The organism is Micromonospora sp. M51 (assembly GCF_018070305.1).
In the GTDB taxonomy this organism is placed as follows: Bacteria; Actinomycetota; Actinomycetes; order Mycobacteriales; family Micromonosporaceae; genus Micromonospora; species Micromonospora parva.
In genome coordinates this window covers 1-2,722 of the sequence record NZ_JAGPXZ010000789.1, presented here as the reverse complement: position 1 = coordinate 2,722, position 2,722 = coordinate 1, and the positions used below count along the sequence as shown (strand labels likewise).

Sequence of the window (2,722 nt, the reverse complement as noted above, 5' to 3'; positions counted from 1 at the left end):
TTCCGAAGCAGCCTGCTCGGCGACGACGGGCTCCTTCGCCTGGACCCGCCGATGCGGACCGACGAGATCACCATCCAGTTCCTCGACAAGCCGGCCGCCACCAGCACGGACCCGTACAAGCTGCGGTTGCCGGAGAAGCTGCCCGTCGCGGTCGGCGAGGTGACAGTGCTGCCCGGAGCGTCAACGGTCAAACCGCGCCCCGACGCACCAGTGACGCTGGCCTGCGGGTCGGGTCCGACGCTGCGGATCGGCGCGTCCCGGGTGACCACCACGCTCCGCGGGACACTCCGCGACCTGCTGGAACTACGCGAGATGGCGGTGACACCGTGCGGGCGGGACACGCCCCGACAGCTCGACCTGGGCCGCGGGGAGCACCGCATCGTGACCACACCGAGCAAGCTCGCCTCGCCCACTCGGGTCGCCCTGGTGCCGCGGACGCCCACGCCGACCCCTGCGGCGGTCGCCAGCGCCATCGAGGTCGGCTCCTGGACGGCCACCGAGCGGCGGGTACGGGTGGCCGACCACCCCGTCGACCGCGTACTCGCCGTTCGGGAGAACACCAACACCGGCTGGGAGGCGACCATCGGCGGGCGGACGCTGAAGCCGCTGGTGGTGGACGGATGGCAGCAGGGCTGGATTCTTCCCGCTGGCACCTCCGGGGAGGTGGTACTCCGCTTCGCCCCGGACACGACGTACCGGGCGGGCCTTCTGCTCGGCGGCGTCCTGCTGGCGGCGGTGGTCCTCCTCGCGGTGCTGCCCGCCCGCCAGCCCACCGGGCGAACCTCGACGTGCGCCCTACCGCGTGGCAGACGCCGGGTCACCCGCTCACTGCCACTGCTGGCGGTCGGGGCCGGCGCGTTGGTGCTGTGGAGCGGCCTCATCGGCGGCCTGCTGGTCGCCGCCGGATTCATGCTGGCGGTGCCCGGGCCACGCCGCCTGCCCTGGTCAGCTGACCCACGTCGGGCCAGGACGATCAGCCGGGCCGTGGAGACCTGGCTGCCGGGAGCGCTCCTGGTGCTCGCCGGGTGGCTCTACCTGAATTCGACGCAACGCGACACCGACGCCCTGCTGCAACTCACGACCGTCGTCGCCCTGGGTGCTCTCTGGCTCTCCACCGCCGCCCGTCGACGACCCGTACGCCGGACCACGCCGACCGCCGTGACCTCGGCCGTTGCGGCGACTGCGCTGGTCGCGGAGGAATCGAAACCGGACGCGGCGAAGCCCGACCAGACCGAGCCCGACGCGGCCGAGCCCGACCCGGCGACCGGCCCGGACCAGGCGACCGGCCCGGCCGACGGGCAGCGTCCGACCTTCTCGGAGATCACGTGAGCCTTCGGCGACCCGTCCGTCCGAAGGCGACAGAGCGGACGGCGGAGACGGAGGAGCCGGGCCGACGGAACAACGGTCTCGGTGCGGCCGGGATCAGCGTCACGGTGGCCGGCGTACTCGTCAACGGCCTGGCGTACGTGGTGCCGGTGCTGGCCGCCCGGCGGCTCGACCCGGCCGACCTCAGCGCGCTCGCCGCCGCCCTCGGTCTGGTGGCCATCGCCGGTGTGCCCGGGCTCGGTCTGCAACTGGCCGTCGCCGTGCACCACGCCCGGCACGGGTCCTCCGACACTCGACGGCTCACCGCGATCACCGCGGCCATCTGCGCGGGGGCCCTCATCGCGGCGACGCCACTGCTGGTCACCGCCCTGGACCTTCCGGCCGAGATGCCCGCACTGCTGGCGGTCAGCACAGCGGCGATCGTGCTCTCCTCCCGGTCCCTCGGCGAGTTGCAGGGTGGCCAGCGCTTCGTACGACTCGCCGTCGGGATGGCAGTGCTCGCCGCCGGCCGCTACGGCGGCGTGATCGCCGGACTGCTGCTCGGCGCGGGACCGACCGGCGCGCTGGCGGCCGGCGCGCTGACCGCCGCGCTCGCCCCGCCGGTGCTGGCCCGACTCGCCCGCGAGCCCGGACGACAGTCCGACGTCCCACGGCTGGCCGTCGCTCAGATTGTCGCCGGCTGCGGTGCGACGCTGGCGATGCTCGTCGTCTCCTACGCCGATCTGCTGCTGGCCCGGCAACTGCTGCCCCCGTCGGATGCCGGGGCGTACTCGGTCGGCACCGTGCTGAGCAAGGGCGCGCTCTGGGCGCCGCAAGTCGCCGCCGTCCTCGCCCTACCGCGGCTGGCCCGCGGTGACCGGCGCAGCCGAACGGTTGCGCTCGCGGTGACCGGCGGATGCGGCCTGGTCCTGGTGCTCGCCTCGGCGCTCGCCGGAGGGCTCGCCTTCCGCCTCGCCGGTGGGCCCGACTACGACCACCTCGGCCGGTACGCGCCCCTCTTCGCGGCGGTCGGCGCCCTCTACGCGGTGACGTTCGTGCTGCTCAACGACCGGCTCGCGGCCGGCACGCGGTGGGCGGCGACGCCGTTGTGGGTGGGCATTGCCGGCCTGGTGGCCGTCACCGCGACGCTGCGGCCGCACACCGTCCCCGGTCTCCTTCTCGCCGCCCTGGGCACGGCTGTCGTCGTCACCGCCATCATGGCGGTGGCGGCCCGTCGGCCAGCCCGGGCGCCGGTGGGCGAGCCCGACTAACCCTCCGCGAGCCAGTCCGCCAGGAGGCGGTGGTCGATCGCGTCCACCCGACCGAGCTGACGACCCGAGGCCACCCGGTCCCGCAGCTGCGCCCGCGTGAACCAGCGCGCCTCCAGCAGTTCCTCGCCGTCGACGCGTACCTCGTC

Annotated in this window: 1 protein-coding gene and 2 pseudogenes; 2 read left to right on the top strand and 1 reads right to left on the bottom strand. The window is 74.4% G+C overall.

Annotated elements, in window-relative coordinates:
• A pseudogene (locus tag KBX53_RS28810) lies at positions 1-1,329 on the top strand (DUF3367 domain-containing protein); the annotation flags it as partial.
• 92 nt (positions 1,330-1,421) lie between these two features.
• Complete coding sequence (locus KBX53_RS28805; RefSeq protein WP_210862725.1) at positions 1,422-2,576, top strand: polysaccharide biosynthesis protein; 1,155 nt, start codon at positions 1,422-1,424, stop codon at positions 2,574-2,576.
• On the opposite strand, the pseudogene KBX53_RS36615 reads toward KBX53_RS28805, so the two are convergent.
• Positions 2,573-2,722 (bottom strand): annotated as a pseudogene (locus KBX53_RS36615) (NADH pyrophosphatase); the annotation flags it as partial. The gene KBX53_RS28805 and the pseudogene KBX53_RS36615 sit on opposite strands and share 4 nt — an antisense overlap.